Origin of the sequence: Nocardia sp. NPDC051900 (assembly GCF_044452545.1) — a bacterium.
Taxonomy (GTDB): domain Bacteria; phylum Actinomycetota; class Actinomycetes; order Mycobacteriales; family Mycobacteriaceae; genus Nocardia; species Nocardia sichangensis.
In genome coordinates this window covers 69,135-85,437 of record NZ_JBITBU010000020.1, presented here as the reverse complement: position 1 = coordinate 85,437, position 16,303 = coordinate 69,135, and the positions used below count along the sequence as shown (strand labels likewise).

Genomic DNA, 16,303 nt, shown 5'->3' with positions numbered 1-16,303 from the left:
ATCTGGCGACGCCATTCGCAATGTCCGTGCAACGGGGTGCTCCTATGGTGGCCGTCATGAGCACGGAGAGCGATACCGCCGGGGGGACCGGAATTCATCTCAGCGGACTGACCAAGACCTTCCGGGTCGGGCGGAAAACCGTGCAGGCGCTGGCGAGCGTCGATCTGCACACCGAGCAGGGCGCGTTCCTGTCGCTGCTCGGTCCGTCCGGCTGCGGCAAGTCGACGGTGCTGCGCATTCTCGCGGGCCTGGAGACGCCGACGGCGGGCAAGGCGCTGATCGACGGCGCGACGCCCGCCGAACTGCGCGGCAAGCACGCGTTCGGCATCGCGTTCCAGGATTCGGCGCTGCTGCCGTGGCGATCGGTGGCGTCGAATATCGCGCTGCCGCTCCAGGTCGCGGGCATCACGCCGGAGCCGGGGCAGATCGATGACCTGATCCGCCTGGTCGGGCTGGACGGCTTCGAGAAGGCCAAGCCCGCGCAGCTCTCCGGCGGCATGCGCCAGCGCGTCTCCATCGCGCGCGCACTGGTGGTGAAGCCCACCGTGCTGCTGCTGGACGAACCGTTCGGAGCGCTGGACGACATGACCAGGCAGCGGCTCAATCTGGAGTTGCTGCGGATCTGGACCGAGAAGCCCGCGACGACGTTGATGGTGACCCACGGCATCGCGGAGGCGGTGTTCCTGTCCGACGTGGTGGCCGTGATGAGCCCGCGGCCGGGGCGGGTGCTGGAACTGGTCGAGATCGATCTGCCGCGTCCACGGCTGCCCGAGATGATGCGGACACCGGAATTCCACAAGCTGCACGACTATCTGTCCGAGCTGCTGTTCGGGACCGCGGGAAAAGGAGGCGTCGCATGAACGAGCACCAACCGGAACGCTGTCTGCGGCACCGTAAGCCGGGCTGGCAGCGGGCGAGCGTGCGCACTCGGCCGCTGCGGCGGCAGCCGTGCGTCCGGCGGACAGGGGATACGGCGTGAAGCGCTTCGGCGGCGTGCTCGGCGTGCTGGGGCTGGTCGCGGTGTGGTGGGCGCTCGCGGCGTTCGAGGTAGCGGGCGGCACCATACCGAGTCCCTGGCAGGTGCTGCACACCATGTACTCCGACGGATGGGGCCTGTACGGCCCTAATTTCCGGATCACCGCGCTCGGCGCGCTGCAGGGATTCGTCTGGGGCAACGGCCTGGCCATCGCCCTGGCCGTCCTGATCGTGCTGGTCCCGCCGATCGAGTCGCTGGCGACCCAGTTGGCGATCCTGAGCTATTGCACTCCGCTGCTCGCGCTGGGCCCGATCATCCTTGTGGTGTTCGGCGGACGCACCCCGACAGTCTTCCTGGCCGCGATGTACTGCTTCTTCACCACTATGGTCGGCACCGTCGCCGGGTTGCGCTCGGCCGACCGGACCAGCCTGGAACTGGTGCGCGCCTACGGCGGCGGACGCTGGCAGCAGTTGTACCGGGTGCAGGCGATCTCTGCGCTGCCGAGCACGTTCGCGGCGTTGAAGATCGCCGCGCCGTCGGCCGTGCTCGGCGCGATCATCGGCGAGTACCTCGGTGGCGTGGACAGCGGGATCGGGGTGGCGCTGACCGCCGCCCAGACCTCCTACAACGTGCCACGCACCTGGGGCATGGCGCTGGCCGCCGCCGCGCTGGCCGGACTCGGCTACGCGCTGGTGGCGCTGGCCGCCCGCCTGGCCGCGCCCTGGACCGTCCGGGAGGCGCGATGAAGATCTCCACGCGCGTTGCGCTGCACCAGGTCACAGGGGAGGCCCGATGAATCTGCTGCGACGGATCGGGATCTTCCTTTTCCCGCTGTGCACATCGCTGGTGCTGATGCTGGTGATCTGGTACGTCTTCCTGAAAGCGTTTCCGCAGGTCGGCCCGCGGGTGGGCAAGACGCCCGGCGATATCTGGACCTACTTGGTGACGGCGCCCAACGCCGCGTCCGCGCGGCAGGCGATCCTGGACGACCTGCAGATCACGCTGCGTGACGCGGCGCTCGGGTTCGGCGCGGGCATGCTCGCCGCATTGGTGGTCGCCGCGCTGTTCGTGTCGTTCGCCGCGATCGAGCAGACCTTCCTGCCGGTGGCGATGCTGCTGCGCTCGGTACCGCTGGTGGCGCTCACGCCGATCATCGTGCTGGTGTTCGGCCGCGGCCAGGCCGGGGTCGCGGTGCTCGCCGCGATCGTGGTGTTCTTCCCCGCGCTGGTCATGATCATGGCGGGATTGCGCAACGCGCCGCGGCAGGCGCTGGAACTGGTGGCCGCGTACGGCGGATCGCGCTGGACCGGGCTGCGCATGGTGGCCGTGCCCGCGGCGCTGCCCTCGGTGTTCGCCGCCGCGCGGATCTCGGTGCCGGGTGCGCTGATCGGCGCGTTGCTCGGTGAGTGGCTCGGCAGCGGCACCGGCCTGGGCGCCGGCTTGATCCGGGCGATCCCCACGTTCCAGTACAGCAAGTTGTGGGCATCGATCGTCATCGTCACGCTGGTCTCGGTGGCGCTCTACGCGATCGTCGGTGTCGTGGAGAACCTGGTGCTGGCCCGGTTCGGACCGGAAGCGGGACGACTCTGACCGAACCGAATTCCTCGCTCGGAACGCCAAAGTAAAGAAAATGAAACGCGCTGCGCTTAGATTCGGCCCATGACACCCGCGCACCGCTCCACGTTCGGGCACCTGAACCGACGCTCCTTCCTCCGTTACTCCGCATTCGCCGGCGCCGCGCTCGGCGGTGCGGGCGCACTGGCCGCCTGCGGAGGGAGCTCCGGTGATTCGCCGGGCGGCACCACCGCGGACGGATCGAAATACGGCGGCGTCGCGGTGCAGCTTTCCTGGCTGAAGAACATCGAATTCGCGGGCGAATACTTCGCCGACTCGAAAGGCTATTTCAAGGAGGCGGGTTTCGGCTCGGTCGACTTGATCGCGGGCGGCGCGGCCAGCACGTCGGTAGAGGCCGGATTGGATACCGGCAAGGTGTGGCTGGGCCTGTCCGCGCCGCAGACCACCGCACCCGCGATCCTGGAGGGCCTGCCCGCCAAGATCGTCGCCACCACGTATCAGAAGAACCCGTTCGCGATCGTGTCCTCCGCGGCGAAACCGATCAAGACGCCCGAGGACATGAAGGGCCGCAAGATCGGTGTGCAGGACACCAACCAGTTGATCTTCAACGCGCTGCTCACCGCCAACGGGTTGAAGCCGGGCGATGTCACCGTCGTGCCCGCCCAATTCGACCCGACCCCACTGGCCAACGGGGAGGTCGACGGATGGGTCAGCTACGTGACGAACGAACCGATCACGCTGGCGGCCAAGGGCTTCCAGAACACACACTTCTTGTTCGCCGACTTCAACCTGCCGCTGGTCGCCGAGACGCTCACGGTCGCGCAGTCCACCATCGACAAAGAGCGCGATAAGTTGAAGGCGTTTCTGGCCGCCGAGATCAAGGGCTGGAAGGACGCGGTGGCCGATCCGGCCGAAGCGGCCCGGCTCGCGGTCGAGGTGTACGGCAAGGATCAGAAGCTCGATCTCGCCGAGCAGACGAAAGAGGCTGTCGCGCAGAACGATCTAGTGGTTTCGGCGGATACCGCAACGGGCGGACTGCTCTCGATGACCGACGCCCTGATCGAACAGAACATCGCCGCGCTGCGTGCCGCGAAAATAGACATCAAGGCCGCGCAACTGTTCGACCTATCCGTATTGCGCGAGGTGTATGCCGAGCACCCCGGCCTGAAATGATCAGAGACCCACAGCGGTTTTCGGCGTGATCGGGATTTCGCCGCTGTACGGATCGACCGCTCGCACCGGCTGCGCGGCGCGGGCGGCCAGCAGTTCGGCCGCGATCGCGACGGCCATCTCGGGCGCGGTGCGCGCGCCGATGTCGAATCCCGCGGGCGAGTGCAGCCGCGACAGCGTCTCCTCGCCGAAACCGCCTGCGCGCAGGTCCTCCATGCGCCGGATGTGCACCTGGCGTGACCCCATGGCGCCGAGATAGCCGACCTCGGGTAGTCGCAGCGCCACGGTGAGTAGTGGAATTTCGAAGGTGGGATCGTGCGACAGCACGACTATGGCCGTGCTGCTGTCGATTTCACCTGCCGAGGAGAGGATGTTGAGGTAGCGGTGCGGCCAGTCGACCACGACCTCGGCGCCGGGAAACGATTCCGGCGTAGCGAAATTGGGGCGAGAGTCGCATATGGTCACTCGGTAACCGAGCAACCTTGCCTGCACGGTGAGTGCGGCGGCGAAGGAATTGGCGCCGAAGATGATCAGGCGCGGCGGCGGAGCGAACGAGGCGACGAAGACATCGGAATCGGGTAGCGCGACCAATTCGGTGGCGTGCCGCTTGTCGGTGATCAGGTGCTGGCCGATCAGGTCGGCATCGGAGTTCCACACCACCGTGAAGACGGTGACCCTGCGGTGCGCCGCGATCTCGGCGGCGACCTCCGGGAACTCCGGGAAGTGTCTTCGAGAGAACGGTTCGGTGAAGACGTCCATCATCCCCTCGCCGTGCGCGCCCCCGTCCACGCCGCCGGCCACGCCGAAACGGTGCATCGCGCGGCGGCCGGTCCGCGCGGCCTGGAGCACGGACTCGTAGGCGATGTCCTCCAGCCCGCCCGCGGCGACCGATCCGTAGACGCCCCCGTCCGGGTCGACCAGCATCGCCGAGCCCACCGGTAAGGGCGCGGCGCCCACGGTGCGCACGATGGTGCCGAGTCCGCCGGTCCGGCCCGAGTACCACACCCGCAACAGGTCGTCGACGATGTCCCGCATCAGCTAGCTCCGATCACCGTGCGGTCGTGGCCGGGAAGTCACGATCGACGCCCGTCGCCAAATCGTCGCACGTGACGCACACCATATCGTTTCTGCCGGTCAAATAGGTGCGGGCGCCGGAATCTCCTGCAGCCGACCCACAAACCGCATTCCAGTGCTTGTGGGCTATAACAACAGGGTGTCCAGGTGTGTCGTGGAACACAGCGCGTGCCAGACCGCTGGGTGCCGCGAGCGCGGCGGCGAGCACCCGGGCGACCGCGTCGGCGCCGACATCGGGGGTGTCCACCGGCATGATCGCGGCGTAGCGCGCGGGGGTGCAGGCCGCGGCGATCAGGCCCGCCCGTAGCGATGCGCTCAGTCCGGTCGCCCAGTCCGCCGCCCAGACGTGCCGTACGCCCGGCGGCAGGTCGACGATCCCCGGCGTCGGGCCGGTCGCGCCGAGGACCACGATGACCGGGTCGCAACCTCCGCCGCGCAGCGCGGCGACCGTGGACCGCAGCCAGGCGCCGTCCTCGGCGAGCACTTTGGGTTTTCCGTAGCGGGTTCCGGCGCCCGCGGCGAGCACGACGCCCGCGCAGGGTGCGACGGCGGGGCGATCAGGGTCGGCCATGCCTCAAAGGTAATACCGGCCGGTCTGCGCCGCATGATGGGAAACCGGTGCTCAGGCGTGGTTCCGGAGCGACACGCCGAAGGCGATCCCTCCGCTTCCGGTGGCGGCTCGTCCGGTCGTATTCGATGCTGGTGCGATGACGGATCAGCGACGCGGTATCGCGGCGTTCGACGCGCTGTCCGCCGACGCGGCCTACCGGGCGGCGCTCGGCTGCTGCTCGTCGCCGGAGTTCGCGCGGTCGCTGGTCGCGGGCCGTCCGTACCGGAGCGTCGAGGCGCTGCTCGAGGCGGCGGACGGAGCGTTGGCACGGCTGCCGGAGTCCGAGCTCGACTCGGCCCTGGCAGGTCACCCCAGGATCGGCGAACGACCGCATTCCGCCGCTTCGGCGCGGGAGCAGGCCGGAGTGGCGGGTGCGGCCGACGCGGTACGCGCGGCGCTCGCCGAGGGCAACCGCGCTTATGAGGAACGGTTCGGGCACATCTACCTGGTGTGTGCGAGCGGAAAGTCGGGTGAGGAGCTGCTCGCGCTGCTCACTGCCCGGTTACGCAATGATCCCGAGACCGAAAGGCAGGTCGTGCGAACAGAATTGGGCAAGATCAATCGGATCCGGCTGCGTGCGCTGCTGGCGGAGCTGTCATGAGCACGCTGAGCACGCATGTGCTGGACGCGGTGCGCGGCGTGCCCGCCGCGGGCGTCACGGTGACGTTGTACCAGCAGGAGCGGCAGCTCGATTCGGGCGAAACGGGCGCGGACGGGCGAATCCGGGCATTGGGCGAAGCGCTCGAAGCCGGAACCTATCGGCTGGTCTTCGACACCGGCGCCTACTTCGCGGGTCAGGGGGTGGAAACCTTCTATCCCGAGGTGAGCATCGCGTTCGCCGTGACGGGGGAACGGCGCTATCACGTCCCATTGCTGTTGTCGCCCTTCGCCTTTTCCACCTATCGAGGGAGCTGAGCATGGAACTGACCGGGCCCATCGTGCTGACCGACCACCGATACGGCAAGGCGGAGAACCGGGTCGTCCGGATCCACCGGCAGAGCGCACGGCACGAGATTCGCGACGTGAACGTGTCCACGGTGCTGCGCGGTGATTTCGCCGACGCGTACGTCGCGGGCGACCAGGCGAAGGTCCTGCCCACCGACTCACAGAAGCAGACGGCCTATGCCTTCGCGAAACGGCCCGGGCTGCGGGCCATCGAGGACTACGCGCTCGCGCTGGCCGATCATTTCGTCGCCGAGATCGAACCGGTGCGCAGCGCGCGTATCGAGGTCGACGAATACGCCTGGCAGCGCGTGACGGTCGACGGTGTGGAACATGATCACACCTGGGTGCGGCAGGGACCGGAAGTGCGCACCGCGGCGGTCACCGTGGCGGGGAAAGGCGCCGAGCGGCGGGCCTGGGTCGTCGGCGGGGTGAAGGACCTGACCATCCTCAAGTCGACCGGCTCGGAGTTCGCCGACTTCCTGAACGACGAGTTCACCGTGCTCGCGCCGACCCGTGATCGAATGCTGGCCACATCACTGATCGCCGAATGGCGTTTCGCGAGCAGCGCGGGCATCGACTGGGACGAGGTCTACACCGGCGTGCGGGCGCGGCTGGTCGAGACCTTCGCGACGCTGCATTCGAAGGCGTTGCAGCAGACGCTGTTCGAGATGGGCAAGGCCGCGCTGACCGCGTACCCGGTGCTGGCCGAGATCCGGCTCGCGGCGCCGAACAAGCATCACTTCGACTACGACCTCGGACGCTTCGGCATCGAGAACCACGGGGAGGTCTACCACGCCGACGACCGCCCCTACGGGCTGATCCACGCCACCGTTGCGCGGGCCGACGCGCCGGAAGCGGGTCCCGCGTGGAGCAGGTGACCGTCATCGCGGACTGCGCCGTCGCGACCGTCGACGCCCAGGGGACCGAGTACGCCCGCGGGTACGTCGTCGTGCGGGGCAACCGGATCGACGCGGTCGGCGCGGGGGATCCGCCGGACCTCGGCGCGGACGCGCGGCGCGTCGACGGGCGCGGCTGCCTGCTGACGCCCGGGTTGGTGAACACCCACCAGCACCTCTACCAATGGATCACCCGCGGCCTGGCCACCGACCACACGCTGTTCGAATGGCTCACCACGCTCTACCCGGTCTGGGCGGGTATCGACGAGGACGGGGTGCGCGTGGCCGCCACCGGTGCGCTCGCCACTCTCGCGCGCACCGGGTGCACCACCACCACCGATCACCACTACGTGTTCCCGCGCGACGGCGGTGACCCGCTCGCCGCCGAGATCACCGCGGCGGCGCGGGTGGGCCTGCGGTTCCATCCCTGTCGCGGCTCGATGGATCTGGGCGCGAGCGCGGGCGGCCTGCCGCCCGATCACCTGGTGGAACGCCTGGACGACATCCTCGCCGCGAGCGCGGAGGCCGTCGCGCGGTGGCACGACCCGTCGCCCGACGCCATGCTGCGGATCGCGCTCGCGCCGTGTTCGCCCTTCTCGGTCACCCCCGACCTGCTGCGCGAGTCGGCGGCGCTGGCCCGCGAACTCGGGGTCCGGCTGCACACCCACCTCGCCGAGACCATCGACGAGCAGGACTATTGCCTGGCGACTTTCGGCTGTACGCCCGCGCGGTACCTGCAGCGGCTGGACTGGTTCGGTCCGGACGTCTGGTACGCGCACGCCGTCCACCTGGACGACGACGCGCTCGCCGCCCTCGCGGAGACCGGTACCGGCGTGGCGCACTGCCCCACGTCGAACGCGCGGCTCGGCGCGGGCATCGCCCGCGTCGCCGACCTGGTCCGCGCGGGCGTTGCGGTGGGGCTCGGCGTGGACGGCGCGGCGAGCAACGAGGCCGGTTCGATGATCGAGGAGCCGCGCCACGCCTTGCTGTGGGCGCGCAATCGGGGCGGCCCGCACGCGATGACCGTGCGCACCGCGCTGGAACTGGCCACCATGGGCGGCGCGCGGGTGCTCGGCCGCGCCGCCGACATCGGTTCGATCGAGGTCGGCAAGCTGGCGGACCTGGCGCTGTGGCGGCTGGACACCGCCGCGCACGCCGGGATCGCGGATCCGGTGACCGCACTGGTGCTCGGCTCGCCTCCACCGCTGGCGGCGCTGCTGGTGAACGGGCGCGAGGTGGTGCGCGACGGCGAGGTGCGGACGGTCGACACCGACGTGGTCGCCGCCGAGGTGGCACGGGCGCAGGCGAAGCTGCTCGCGAAGGCGGGGTGAGCGACTCGCGCGGAGCAGCCGTCGGCGGCCCTGCCGGAGCGCGGGATCGGCCTACCGGCAGCGGGTGCTGTCGCCGTACGGCCTGTGCCGGTCGAAGCGGGGGACGTGGCCCGGCCGGTACAGGTCGCCCACCTGCTCGACTGCGCAGGCGAGCAGCACCGGGAACCAGGCGGCGCGGTCGGTGCGGCGAGGCCGGGAGGATGCTGTCGGCTCCTTGGGTGCACGGAGTGCGGATCTCCGTCGCCAAGGCGCTCGAAGTCGATCGCGCACCGCAACACCGGGTACGGCCGTGCGGCACTCTTCGCCATAGCCGCGCGGTGGTCGGGAATGCCGGGTGCGGTGACGGTGGTGTCGCGTCACCTTCGCCCAAGTGAGAATCGCCGCGCTGATCTGGGCGGGGTGTCGTGCCTGGTCAGGCCGGACGAGCAATACTGAAGCAGTGTCGGCTCGGACGGCCGGTAGGCGGGCGCGAGCCGTGGTGTCGCGGACGGCACGCCCGCGTAAGCGCGCGGCCGGGGCGGTTCCCGGGCGCGGGCGCCCGTCGCGCGGCGAGGTAACGGCCGCGCAATCTGACGTGCGTCGCGCGCAATACGGCGGCAACCGACTGGCTCTACGGTGACGGAGAGGCAGGAACGAGGTGAGACGTGGACCTGGACACGATTCGCGAGGTGGTGGTCGCTCGCGAGCGCGAAGACCTGGCCGTGCTCGGTGCGTCCACCGCGGTGCTCGCCGGAGGAACCTTCCTGTTCTCCGAGCCGCAGGATCAGCTGCTGCGCCTGGTCGACATCACAGGCCTGGGGTGGCCCGCGTTCGAGATCGTGGACGGCGGACTGGACATCGCCGCGACTTGCACCCTGGCCGAGTTCGCCGGAGCCGCGCCGGGCCGTGAGTTGGGGACGGGGGTGTTGCGCGACCCGTGGCCGGGGACCGCGCTGTTCGCCCGGTCCTGCCGGGCGCTGCTGGCCTCGCACAAGATCTGGCGCACCGCGACCGTCGGGGGCAACGTCTGCCTGGCGTTGCCCGCGGGTGCGGTGCTCGGCGCGCTGGTGGCGCTCGACGGAACGGCGCTGGTGTGGGCCGCGGACGGCGCCGATCGGGAGATTCCGATGCGGGAGTTCGTCCTCGGTCCGGGTCGTACGGCGCTGCGCCCCGGCGACGTGCTGCGCTCCATTCGCCTGCCGCGCTCGAGTCTGTTGGCCCGCACCAGCTTTCGAAAGATCGCGCTCGCCCCGCTCGGCCGCTCCGGCGCCGTCGTGATGGGGCGGAGGGAAGGCAGTGGCCGTAGCGCGGTCACGATCACGGCCGCCACGAGCAGGCCCGTCGTGCTGGACTTCGCCGCCCCGCCCTCCGAGGGCGAGATGCGCGATGCCATGCACACGATCGACTCGCCGTTGTGGTTCGACGATCCGCACGGGTCGCCGGAGTGGCGCAGGCATGTCTCGGGAGTGCTCGCCGACGAGGTCGCCGCGGAACTGCGGGGAAGCTGATGCGATTCGAAGTGGACGGCAGGACCGTCGACATCGCGGCGCGGCCGGGTCAGTGCCTGCGGACGGCGCTGCGCGACAGCGGCAACCTGGCGGTGAAGAAGGGCTGTGACACGGGAGATTGCGGGGCCTGCTCGGTGCTGGTCGACGGAATGACGGTGCACTCCTGCGTCTTTCCCGCGTTTCGCGCCGCCGGACGCGCTGTCACCACCGCCGCCGGACTCGGAACGCCCGAGCATCCGCACCCGGTGCAGCGCCGGTTCGTCGCCGACGCCGCGTTCCAATGCGGGTTCTGCACCGCGGGCATGGTGGTCACGGCCGCGGGTCTCGGGTGTGCCGCCGACGAGCAGGCCGGCGTGTCGGGCGACGAACTCGCCGAGCTGATGAAGGGCAACCTCTGCCGCTGCACGGGTTACCGCGCCATCCGCGCCGCGCTGGGCGAGCAGCTCACTCCGGACGATCCTGCCGCCGTGGCACCGGATCCGGCCGCGCCGATCGTGGGAGCGGGCGCCCCGGCCGGGCCGCGCATCGTCTCCGGACGCGAACCGTACACCTTCGACTTGCCGCGACCGGGCGACGCCGACACCGCGCCACCGTCCGCGCCGCTGCACATCGCGGTGCTGCGAAGCCCGCACCCGCATGCGCGAATCCGCTCGATCGGCACCACCGCCGCCGAGGCACTACCCGGCGTGTACGCGGTGCTCACCCATGCCGACGCGCCGGACGTGCCGTTCTCCACCGCGCGGCACGAGCTGCGCACCGACGACCCCGACGACACCTACGTGCTCGACCGCACGGTTCGCTTCGTGGGGCAGCGGGTGGCCGCGGTGGTGGCCGACAGCGTCGCGATCGCCCGCGAGGGATGCCGTCTGCTGGAGGTCGACTACGAGGTCCTGCCCGCGGTGTTCGAACCGCAGGACGCGCTGCGCCCCGACGCGCCGAAACTGCACGGCGACAAGCCCCCCTCGGCCCGGATCGTCGATCCCGGCCGCAACCTGGTCGCCGAACTGCACGGCGAGGTGGGTGACGTCGCCGCGGGTCTGGCTGCCGCGGCGCATGTCGTACGCGGCGTCTGGGATTCGCCGCGGGGTCAGCATGTGCACTTGGAGACACACGGCGGCGTCGGCTGGCTGGACGACGCCGGACGCCTGGTCATCCGGTGCAGCACCCAGGTCCCGTTCCTGGTCCGCGACGAATTGTGCCGCCTGTTCGGCCGGTCGTCCGCGCAGGTGCGGGTATTCGCGGCCAGGGTCGGCGGCGGGTTCGGCGCGAAACAGGAGATGCTGGCCGAGGACCTGATCGCGCTGGCCGTGCTGCGCACCGGCAGACCGGTGCAATACGAGTTCACGCGCTCCGACGAATTCACCGCCGCGACCTGCCGCCATCCCATGCGGGTCGCGGTGACGGCGGGGGCCGACGCGCGCGGTGTGCTGACCGCCTTGGCGGTCGACGTGCTCGCCGACACCGGCGCGTACGGCAATCACAGCGGCGGGGTGATGTATCACGGCGTCGGTGAGTCGGTGGAGCTGTACCGCTGTGCCAACAAGCGGGTCGACGCGCAGGCGGTGTACACCAACAACGTTCCCTCCGGCGCGTTCCGCGGATACGGCCTCGGGCAGGTGATCTTCGCGGTGGAGTCGGCTCTCGACGAACTCGCGCACGCGCTCGGCATGGACCCGTTCGAACTGCGCCGCACCAACGCGGTAGTGCCGGGCGACCGGTTCGTCGGCGCCGCGGTGAACGAGAGCGACCTCATGTTCGGCAGCTACGGCCTGGACCAATGCCTCGACCTCGCCGAACGAGCGCTGCTGCGCGGCAACGACGTGCACGCGCCCGGCCCGGAGTGGCGGGTGGGCACGGGCATGGCCGCCGCGATGATCGCGACCGTCCCGCCGCGCGGTCACCGGTCGACCGCGACGGCCGCGCTGCTGCCCGACGGCCGCTACGAGATCCGGGTCGGCACGGCGGAATTCGGCAACGGAACGACGACGGTGCACGCGCAGCTCGCCGCTACCGCGCTGGACACCGAGGTGGACCGCATCGTGGTCCGGCACGGCGACACCGACTTGGTGGACCACGACACCGGCGCGTTCGGCTCCACCGGCATCGTGGTCGCGGGCAAGGCCGTGTACGCGGCGGCGTGCGCGTTGCGCGGGCGCCTGCTGGCGAGGGCGGCGGAACTGACCGGCGTCGTGGAGCGGGACTGCGCGCTGAACTCCGGCGGCGTGCACTGCGGCGACCGGCTGCTCACCGCCGCCGAACTGCTGACCGGAGGCGACCTCACCGCGCGCGCCGAGCACGACGGCAGTCCCAGGTCGGTGAGCTTCAACGTGCACGCTTTCCGCGTCGCCGTGCACCCGGACACCGGGGCGGTGCGCATCCTCCAATCGATCCAGGCCGCCGACGCGGGGACGGTGCTCAACCCGGTGCAGTGCCGCGGGCAGATCGAGGGCGGCGCGGCTCAGGCCATCGGCACGGCGCTGTACGAGGACATGCGCAGCGCGCACGGTGTGGTGGGTGCGCAGACCCTGCGGCACTACCACATACCGCAATTCGCCGACGTGCCGCGCACGGAGGTCTACTTCGCCGAGACGTCCGACGCGCTCGGTCCGTTGGGGGCCAAGTCGATGAGCGAATCGCCGTACAACCCGGTCGCGCCCGCGCTGGCCAACGCGATCCGCGACGCGGTCGGCGTGCGGCTGTACGGGCTGCCGATGACCGCGGACCGGGTCTGGGCCGCCCTGCGGGAGAAGGGATCACGATGACGAAGGTGCCGGAGAACGTCCGCGCCCGGATCGAGGCGATGCTCGACGCGGTCGACACCGAGCTGCGCCGCCGATACCCCGGCTCGAACGGTCGCTCGCAACCGATCCACACCGTGTACGTCCCGGCCGACCGGGTCACCGAGGAGACTCCCGGGGAATGGGGCGCGACCGCGGTCGAACTACTCGACCGCCACCACGATCTGCTGACCACTCTCGACGGCACCGATTCGCTTCCCGACGTGCGCAAACGGCTGGAAGCCGACCCGGTCCAGGATCTGCGCATCGACTTCGAGGACGGCTACGGCCTGCGCGCCGACGCCGAGGAGGACCACGCGGCCACGGCGGCGGGCGCGGTGCTGGCTGCCTGGGCACGACGCCCCGGAGGCCCGGCGAGCAGCGGCATCCGGATGAAGGGTTTGGGCGGCGGCGAGCGTCGCCGCGCGCTGCGCACGCTCGGCCTCGTGTTGGAGGGCGCGGGCGGCGTGCCCGACGGGTTCGTCTTCACGGTGCCGAAGATCCGTGCGGCGCAGCAGGTTCCCGCCCTGGTGCAGCTGTGCGTAGGGCTGGAACGCGGGTACGGCATCGCCGAGGGCAGCCTGTGCTTCGAACTACAGATCGAGAGCCCGCAGGCGATCCTGGCCGCGGATGGCACCGCGCCGGTGGCCGCCATGCTCACCCTCTCCGAAGGACGATGCAGCGCATTGCATTTCGGTACGTACGACTACACCGCCGCCTGTGGGGTGGCCGCACCGGATCAGGCGCTCGACCACCCGGCCGCCGATTACGCCAAGGCGGTCATGCAAGTCGCGGCCGCGCAGACCGGGGTGTGGGTATGCGATGGTTCCACCCAGATCGTGCCCGACGCCGACCCGGAGGCCGCGCTGCGCAACCACCACCGATTGGTTGCCCGGGCGTTGCGGCGCGGGTACTACCAGGGCTGGGACATGCATCCGGGTCACTTGGTCACCCGCTGGCTCGCCACCTACGACTTCTTCCGCCGGGCGATCGACGTCGCGGTGCCGCGCCTGCGGGACTACCTCGCTCGACGCGGCGGCGACATCGTCGACGAGCCCGCCACCGCGGAAGCGCTGGCCGCCACGGTGCTGCGTGGCATCGATTGCGGTGCCCGCCCGGACGCGGGGACTCCGGAACTCACCGAGACGGTTCTGCGAGCCCTGGCGGCACGCGCGCCGATACCGGAGGCGCCGTGATCGGCCATCCGAACGGGACGATCCCGCACGACACAGGAGACGCGATGCGTGACCGGGGCGAAGACGAAGAATTCACGCTGCTGCCGGACCTGGCGGTCCGGCCGCTGGGCGGTTCGGTGATCTGGGCGAACGACGAATTCTTCGCGGAGAAAGAGAATCTGATCAACCCGGGGCCAGCCCAGTACCGGCCGTCCGACTTCGGGCACAAAGGACAGATCTACGACGGCTGGGAGACCCGCCGACACCGCGGGCAGCCGGGCGACGACGCCGCGATCGTGCGGCTCGGCGTGCCCGGCGTGATCCGCGGCATCGTGGTGGACACGGCGTGGTTCAAGGGCAACTACCCGCCCGCTGTCTCGGTATCCGCGTTGGAGGTCGAGGACTATCCGCCCGCGGAAACCATCGCCGCACGCGACGATTGGGTGATGCTGGTCGATCGCTCGCCGATTGCGGGCGACCACCGCAATCCTTTCGCCGTCGAGAACGAGAAGCGCTGGACGCATGTGAAACTCACCATGCACCCCGACGGCGGCGTCGCCAGGCTGCGGGTGCACGGCGAAGGACGGCCCGACCCGCGCCTGCTCGGCCTCGGCCCGCTGGACCTGGCCGCGCTGGAGAACGGCGCGCTGGTGCTGGACTGCTCCAATCGCTTCTACAGCTCGCCGAACCAGTTGCTGTATCCCGGCCGGGCCCGGTCCATGGGTGAGGGCTGGGAGACCGCCCGCCGCAGGGACGACGGCAACGACTGGGTGCGCATCCGCCTGGCCGGGCCGGGACTGATCCGGCTCGCCGAGCTGGACACGTCCTACTTCCTGGGCAACAGTCCGGGCGCCGCCCGGCTGACCGGTCGCACCAACGACGGCACCGAGTTGGAGTTGTTGCCGCGCACCCCGCTTCAACCCGACACCAGGCACCGGTTCCCGATCGCGCCGATGGCGGCGTCGGTGGAGGAGGTGCGGCTGGACATCTACCCGGACGGAGGGCTGGCGCGGCTGCGCCTGTACGGAGAGCTCGGCGCATGAGCGGGCGAACGTCGGCAGTGTGTCGGGCTGCGCCTGCTCGGCGTTTGTACGCGTGGGCGTCCGCACGGAGTGAAGCTGCGCCTGCGGGGCGAGCTCGGCACATGAACACGCGGGCATCGGCAGCGCGTACCGAGTCGTGTTTTCGTGAGGCGCGCTGATGAGGGATTTCGTCGGCTACGGCCCGCGTCCGCCGGACCCGCAGTGGCCGGGAGAGGCGCGGATCGCGGTCCAGTTCGTGCTCAACTACGAGGAGGGCGGCGAGAACAACGTCCTCGACGGTGACGAGTTCTCCGAGACGTTCCTGTCGGAAATGACTCCCGCCGAAGCCTTTCCGAACCGCCACATGAGCATGGAGTCGCTCTACGAGTACGGCTCACGCGCCGGGTTGTGGCGAGTGCTGCGCGTCTTCGAACGGCGCGGGTTGCCGCTGACGATCTTCGCGGTCGCCCGAGCTCTGCAACGCAACCCGGAGGCGGTGGCCGCCTTCGGCGAATTGGGCCATGAGATCGCCTGCCATGGTCTGCGCTGGAAGTCCTACCAGCTCACCGACCGCGACACCGAGCGTGCGCACATGGCCGAGGCGGTGCGCGTCCTCACCGAACTGACCGGCTCCGCGCCGCTGGGCTGGTACACCGGCCGCGATTCGCCGAACACCAGGGAGCTGGTGGTCGAGCACGGCGGCTTCGCCTACGACGCCGATTCCTACGCCGACGACCTGCCCTATTGGGTGCGCGTGCTCGACCGCGACCACTTGGTGGTGCCCTACACCTTGGACACCAACGACATGCGATTCGCCTCGCCCGCCGGTTTCCCCACCGGCGAACAATTCTTCGCACATGTCCGCGACGCCTTCGACGTCCTCTACCGCGAAGGGGCGGAAGGTAATCCGAAAATGCTGTCCATCGGCCTGCACTGCCGCCTCATCGGCCGCCCCGCCCGCACCGCCGCCTTGGAACGCCTACTCGACCACATCCAGTCCTACGACCAGGTCTGGATCACCCGCCGCATCGACATAGCGCGACATTGGCGCGCGGTGCACCCGCCACCCGTCTCAAGGTGAAGGACTAGTAACCCACAAACCGGCGAGCGCATCCGAGCGGCAGGCATTTTCGTGAACCGTCGATTCCGTCGGAGACGAAGGAACTCCTGCTGCGCTGCTGTCGTCTGATGATTCTGCCCAGATGTACTTGCTGAGCCAGTTCTGAATTCGGTACCGTCGGTGCGGGGTTCGCCTGTTCCAAGAG

16 protein-coding genes are annotated in these 16,303 nt (G+C 70.0%); 14 read left to right on the top strand and 2 right to left on the bottom strand.

Annotated elements, in window-relative coordinates:
* Nucleotides 1-56 precede the first annotated feature (56 nt).
* The 5 genes from ACIA5H_RS29465 (at nt 57) to ACIA5H_RS29445 (ending at nt 3,724) form a co-directional block, all read left to right on the top strand.
* Entirely contained in the window at nt 57-860 is an 804-nt protein-coding gene (locus tag ACIA5H_RS29465; RefSeq protein WP_379254064.1) for an ABC transporter ATP-binding protein, read from the top strand.
* The gene (locus ACIA5H_RS29460) at nt 857-979 is read left to right on the top strand and encodes a hypothetical protein (RefSeq protein ID WP_397078783.1); all 123 of its coding nucleotides are present in this window, start codon (nt 857-859) and stop codon (nt 977-979) included. The genes ACIA5H_RS29465 and ACIA5H_RS29460 overlap by 4 nt, the downstream gene beginning before the upstream one ends.
* On the top strand, nt 976-1,722 hold the full coding sequence (locus ACIA5H_RS29455) for an ABC transporter permease subunit (RefSeq protein ID WP_355071804.1): 747 nt from the start codon (nt 976-978) through the stop codon (nt 1,720-1,722). Before ACIA5H_RS29460 ends, ACIA5H_RS29455 begins: the two co-directional genes overlap by 4 nt.
* Before the next feature lie 46 nt (nt 1,723-1,768).
* Entirely contained in the window at nt 1,769-2,566 is a 798-nt protein-coding gene (locus ACIA5H_RS29450) for an ABC transporter permease (RefSeq protein WP_397078781.1), read from the top strand.
* A 69-nt stretch (nt 2,567-2,635) separates the two neighbouring features.
* The gene (locus tag ACIA5H_RS29445; RefSeq protein ID WP_355071807.1) at nt 2,636-3,724 is read left to right on the top strand and encodes an ABC transporter substrate-binding protein; all 1,089 of its coding nucleotides are present in this window, start codon (nt 2,636-2,638) and stop codon (nt 3,722-3,724) included.
* Here ACIA5H_RS29445 and ACIA5H_RS29440 read toward each other — a convergent pair whose 3' ends face one another.
* Nucleotides 3,725-4,756 (bottom strand): XdhC family protein, encoded by a 1,032-nt coding sequence (locus tag ACIA5H_RS29440; RefSeq protein WP_355071809.1) that lies wholly within the window; start codon nt 4,754-4,756, stop codon nt 3,725-3,727.
* Between the two features lie 13 nt (nt 4,757-4,769).
* Nucleotides 4,770-5,366, bottom strand: coding sequence for an NTP transferase domain-containing protein (locus ACIA5H_RS29435; protein WP_397078778.1), 597 nt, complete (start codon nt 5,364-5,366; stop codon nt 4,770-4,772).
* A 136-nt stretch (nt 5,367-5,502) separates the two neighbouring features.
* Here ACIA5H_RS29435 and uraD point away from each other — a divergent pair, with 136 nt between their 5' ends.
* From uraD to puuE, 9 genes are all read left to right on the top strand, one after another.
* Nucleotides 5,503-6,006 carry a 2-oxo-4-hydroxy-4-carboxy-5-ureidoimidazoline decarboxylase gene (gene uraD, locus ACIA5H_RS29430; RefSeq protein ID WP_397078776.1) on the top strand — a complete coding sequence of 168 codons (504 nt, stop codon included), beginning with the start codon at nt 5,503-5,505 and terminating at the stop codon, nt 6,004-6,006.
* Nucleotides 6,003-6,320: a hydroxyisourate hydrolase gene (gene uraH, locus ACIA5H_RS29425; RefSeq protein WP_397078774.1), complete on the top strand. Its 318-nt coding sequence runs from the start codon at nt 6,003-6,005 to the stop codon at nt 6,318-6,320. Before uraD ends, uraH begins: the two co-directional genes overlap by 4 nt.
* A gap of 2 nt (nt 6,321-6,322) precedes the next feature.
* The gene (gene pucL / locus ACIA5H_RS29420; protein WP_355071814.1) at nt 6,323-7,228 is read left to right on the top strand and encodes a factor-independent urate hydroxylase; all 906 of its coding nucleotides are present in this window, start codon (nt 6,323-6,325) and stop codon (nt 7,226-7,228) included.
* Nucleotides 7,216-8,577, top strand: coding sequence for an 8-oxoguanine deaminase (locus tag ACIA5H_RS29415; RefSeq protein ID WP_397078772.1), 1,362 nt, complete (start codon nt 7,216-7,218; stop codon nt 8,575-8,577). Before pucL ends, ACIA5H_RS29415 begins: the two co-directional genes overlap by 13 nt.
* 644 nt (nt 8,578-9,221) lie before the next feature.
* A complete protein-coding gene (locus tag ACIA5H_RS29410; RefSeq protein ID WP_397078770.1) occupies nt 9,222-10,064 on the top strand; it encodes an FAD binding domain-containing protein in 843 nt (280 codons plus the stop codon).
* Nucleotides 10,064-12,826: a molybdopterin-dependent oxidoreductase gene (locus ACIA5H_RS29405; protein WP_397078768.1), complete on the top strand. Its 2,763-nt coding sequence runs from the start codon at nt 10,064-10,066 to the stop codon at nt 12,824-12,826. The genes ACIA5H_RS29410 and ACIA5H_RS29405 overlap by 1 nt, the downstream gene beginning before the upstream one ends.
* The gene (locus ACIA5H_RS29400) at nt 12,823-14,037 is read left to right on the top strand and encodes a DUF6986 family protein (RefSeq protein ID WP_397078766.1); all 1,215 of its coding nucleotides are present in this window, start codon (nt 12,823-12,825) and stop codon (nt 14,035-14,037) included. Before ACIA5H_RS29405 ends, ACIA5H_RS29400 begins: the two co-directional genes overlap by 4 nt.
* A 44-nt stretch (nt 14,038-14,081) precedes the next feature.
* On the top strand, nt 14,082-15,059 hold the full coding sequence (gene alc, locus ACIA5H_RS29395) for an allantoicase (protein WP_397078764.1): 978 nt from the start codon (nt 14,082-14,084) through the stop codon (nt 15,057-15,059).
* Between the two features lie 157 nt (nt 15,060-15,216).
* Nucleotides 15,217-16,119 carry an allantoinase PuuE gene (gene puuE / locus ACIA5H_RS29390; protein ID WP_397078762.1) on the top strand — a complete coding sequence of 301 codons (903 nt, stop codon included), beginning with the start codon at nt 15,217-15,219 and terminating at the stop codon, nt 16,117-16,119.
* The last annotated feature ends 184 nt before the right edge of the window (nt 16,120-16,303 follow it).

What these genes read in the sequence shown, in the direction of transcription:
- ACIA5H_RS29465 (WP_379254064.1), top strand. Translation starts at nt 57, where the DNA reads ATGAGCACGGAGAGCGATACCGCCGGGGGGACCGGAATTCATCTCAGC.
- ACIA5H_RS29460 (WP_397078783.1), top strand. Translation starts at nt 857, where the DNA reads ATGAACGAGCACCAACCGGAACGCTGTCTGCGGCACCGTAAGCCGGGC.
- ACIA5H_RS29450 (WP_397078781.1), top strand. Translation starts at nt 1,769, where the DNA reads ATGAATCTGCTGCGACGGATCGGGATCTTCCTTTTCCCGCTGTGCACA.
- ACIA5H_RS29445 (WP_355071807.1), top strand. Translation starts at nt 2,636, where the DNA reads ATGACACCCGCGCACCGCTCCACGTTCGGGCACCTGAACCGACGCTCC.
- ACIA5H_RS29440 (WP_355071809.1), bottom strand. Translation starts at nt 4,756, where the DNA reads ATGCGGGACATCGTCGACGACCTGTTGCGGGTGTGGTACTCGGGCCGG.
- ACIA5H_RS29435 (WP_397078778.1), bottom strand. Translation starts at nt 5,366, where the DNA reads ATGGCCGACCCTGATCGCCCCGCCGTCGCACCCTGCGCGGGCGTCGTG.
- uraD (WP_397078776.1), top strand. Translation starts at nt 5,503, where the DNA reads ATGACGGATCAGCGACGCGGTATCGCGGCGTTCGACGCGCTGTCCGCC.
- uraH (WP_397078774.1), top strand. Translation starts at nt 6,003, where the DNA reads ATGAGCACGCTGAGCACGCATGTGCTGGACGCGGTGCGCGGCGTGCCC.
- pucL (WP_355071814.1), top strand. Translation starts at nt 6,323, where the DNA reads ATGGAACTGACCGGGCCCATCGTGCTGACCGACCACCGATACGGCAAG.
- ACIA5H_RS29405 (WP_397078768.1), top strand. Translation starts at nt 10,064, where the DNA reads ATGCGATTCGAAGTGGACGGCAGGACCGTCGACATCGCGGCGCGGCCG.
- ACIA5H_RS29400 (WP_397078766.1), top strand. Translation starts at nt 12,823, where the DNA reads ATGACGAAGGTGCCGGAGAACGTCCGCGCCCGGATCGAGGCGATGCTC.
- alc (WP_397078764.1), top strand. Translation starts at nt 14,082, where the DNA reads ATGCGTGACCGGGGCGAAGACGAAGAATTCACGCTGCTGCCGGACCTG.
- puuE (WP_397078762.1), top strand. Translation starts at nt 15,217, where the DNA reads ATGAGGGATTTCGTCGGCTACGGCCCGCGTCCGCCGGACCCGCAGTGG.